Origin of the sequence: Paraconexibacter sp., from assembly GCF_041602235.1 — a bacterium.
In the GTDB taxonomy this organism is placed as follows: domain Bacteria; phylum Actinomycetota; class Thermoleophilia; order Solirubrobacterales; family Solirubrobacteraceae; genus Paraconexibacter.
In genome coordinates, this window is record NZ_JBFIGP010000436.1 from 1 (window position 1) to 2,182 (window position 2,182).

The following is a 2,182-nucleotide window of genomic DNA, read 5'->3' on the forward strand; positions in this document are numbered from 1 at the left end:
CGACGGTGGGGACGTTCACCGCTTCGCAGGGCCAGGTGACGATCTCCTGCGCACAACAGCCCTTCGGGCCGCGGCGCGGGCGCGACGTGCTGCGCGACGAGCAGTCGTTCTTCGTCACGCAGGGGGCGCCTGGCGCCGGCCTCCTTGCGTGGCTGGCCCTGTTCGGCGGCATCGGTGCGATCGTCCTCGCGGTACCGAGCTTCGGCGCCTGGCGGGCCGGTCACCTGCGGCCTTCCTGAGTGCGGGCCCCGCCGTTCCCAGCCGCACGGGGAGAGGCCCTATGGTTGGACAGGCGATGACCAAGACGCCGGAGCCCCGAGCCTTGAAGAAGCGCGACTACCTCGCCGAGCTGTCGCGCCTGCAGACCGAGATGGTGCGCCTTCAGTCGTGGATCGTGCATCACGGGCTTCGCGTGGTGGTGCTGTTCGAGGGGCGCGACACCGCCGGCAAGGGCGGCATCATCAAGCGCATCACCGACCGGACGAGCCCCCGTGTCGTCCGGACCGTGGCGCTCGGCACACCGACCGAACGCGAGCGCACCCAGTGGTACTTCCAGCGCTACGTCGCCCATCTCCCGGCCGCCGGAGAGATGGTGCTGTTCGACCGCAGCTGGTACAACCGCGCCGGCGTCGAGCGGGTCATGGGCTTCTGCACCGACGAGGAGTACCAGGAGTTCATGCGGTCGGCCCCGAGCTTCGAGCGCATGCTCACGCGGTCCGGGATCATCCTCATCAAGTACTGGCTCTCGGTGAGCGACGAGGAGCAGGAGCGGCGGTTCGAGGCCCGGCTGAAGGATCCGGCCAAGCGGTGGAAGCTCAGCGCGATGGACCTCGAGGCCCGGGCGCGGTGGGTCGACTACGCCGAGGCGAAGGACGAGATGTTCGCCTACACGGACATCAAGGAGGTGCCGTGGTTCGTGCTCGACGCCGACGACAAGCGCACGGCGCGGCTGAACCTCATGACCCACCTGCTCGAGCAGATCCCGCACGACGACCTGCCGTCCCCCAAGCTCGAGCTGCCTCCCCGGCAGGACCGCAAATACGTGCGGCCTCCGGCGGACACGCAGACGTACGTGCCGCAGTACTTCGTGCCGGCATGAGGTGTCCGTCCTGAGCCAGGCCGCCGAGCGCCGGCGTGCCTAGGGCTTGAAGACCATCAGGGCGAGGACGCCGATCAGGGCGATGGCTGAGGCGTAGTTGAGCGCCTGGGCCCGACGGTCGGACAGGAGCGCCCGCAGCTCGGGTGTGGCCGGCTGGTCGTCGTCGCTCAACTGCTGCGCGAGCATCCGCGCCTGCTTGGGTCGCTGGCCGCCGACGGCGCCGAGGATCAGCGCCACGGTGAACAGCGCGATCGCGGAGCTCAGCCAGCCCGTGTCGAGCGGGAGGTCCTCGAGCGTGACGAGCCAGCTGCCGCCGCCGATGACGAGCACCGTGCCGGGCGCGACGAGCAGGACGCCCACGCGGGCGAGCGACAGGACGACGGCGATCTCCGACGGCTGCTCGCGGCGCTTGGCGAGTCCGTGGGCCGCGCCGGCCAGGACGACGCCGGAGACGAGGGCGAGTACTCCGAACAGGTGCAGGAACAGCGCGACGTCGTGGGCTCGTGGCATGCGGGTGGTCCTCGGGCGGGGGCGGGACAGGGCCGGCGTGGCCGCCCGGATCATAGGTCTCGTCGAACGAGCGGTGATCGATGAGTGAGAAGTCCCCACGTCAGTAATTGATCAGAGTATGTTTCCAATCAATTGCCATGCCGCGCTCCTACGACATGAGCAAACGAGCGCTCGCTCGTGAAGCGACACGGCGCCGGATCGTCGAGGCGACGGCGAAGCTCCACGGTGAACGCGGGGTCCTCGGTACCTCGTGGCAGGACATCGCCAAAGAGGCCGACGTGGCGGTGGCCACCGTCTACGCACACTTCCCGTCGCTCGACGAGCTGCTTCCGGCGTGCGGGGCGCTCGTCATGCAGCGCGTCCGGCCGCCCGACCCGGACGGGTCGGACGAGGTCATCGGCGATGCCGTCGATCTGCAGGTCCGCCTCGAGCGCGTCGCCGACGAGCTCTTCACGTTCTACGACCGCGGGGGCCCGCACATCGAGGTCGACGTGCGGGAGCGCGAGCTGCCCGGGATGCGTGAGTGGGAGGCCTACCTCGAGGACCTCGTCACGGCCCGCGTCCGCGCGGCCG

4 protein-coding genes are annotated in these 2,182 nt (G+C 69.8%); 3 read left to right on the top strand and 1 reads right to left on the bottom strand.

Annotation, left to right across the window (positions count from 1 at the left end; genetic code table 11):
• On the top strand, nucleotides 1-239 hold a 239-nt coding region (locus tag ABYE80_RS20095; RefSeq protein WP_372792109.1), incomplete at its 5' end, for a hypothetical protein.
• 56 nt (nucleotides 240-295) lie between these two features.
• On the top strand, nucleotides 296-1,099 hold the full coding sequence (gene ppk2, locus ABYE80_RS20100; protein ID WP_372792111.1) for a polyphosphate kinase 2: 804 nt from the start codon (nucleotides 296-298) through the stop codon (nucleotides 1,097-1,099).
• 39 nt (nucleotides 1,100-1,138) lie between these two features.
• Here ppk2 and ABYE80_RS20105 read toward each other — a convergent pair whose 3' ends face one another.
• A complete protein-coding gene (locus ABYE80_RS20105; RefSeq protein WP_372792113.1) occupies nucleotides 1,139-1,609 on the bottom strand; it encodes a DUF2269 family protein in 471 nt (156 codons plus the stop codon).
• A gap of 137 nt (nucleotides 1,610-1,746) precedes the next feature.
• Between ABYE80_RS20105 and ABYE80_RS20110 the strand changes: the two genes are divergently transcribed.
• Nucleotides 1,747-2,182: TetR/AcrR family transcriptional regulator (locus ABYE80_RS20110; RefSeq protein WP_372792115.1), on the top strand; the 436-nt coding region annotated here is incomplete at its 3' end.

Coding starts and splice junctions, on each gene's coding strand:
- ppk2 (WP_372792111.1), top strand. CDS start 296: ATGACCAAGACGCCGGAGCCCCGAGCCTTGAAGAAGCGCGACTACCTC.
- ABYE80_RS20105 (WP_372792113.1), bottom strand. CDS start 1,609: ATGCCACGAGCCCACGACGTCGCGCTGTTCCTGCACCTGTTCGGAGTA.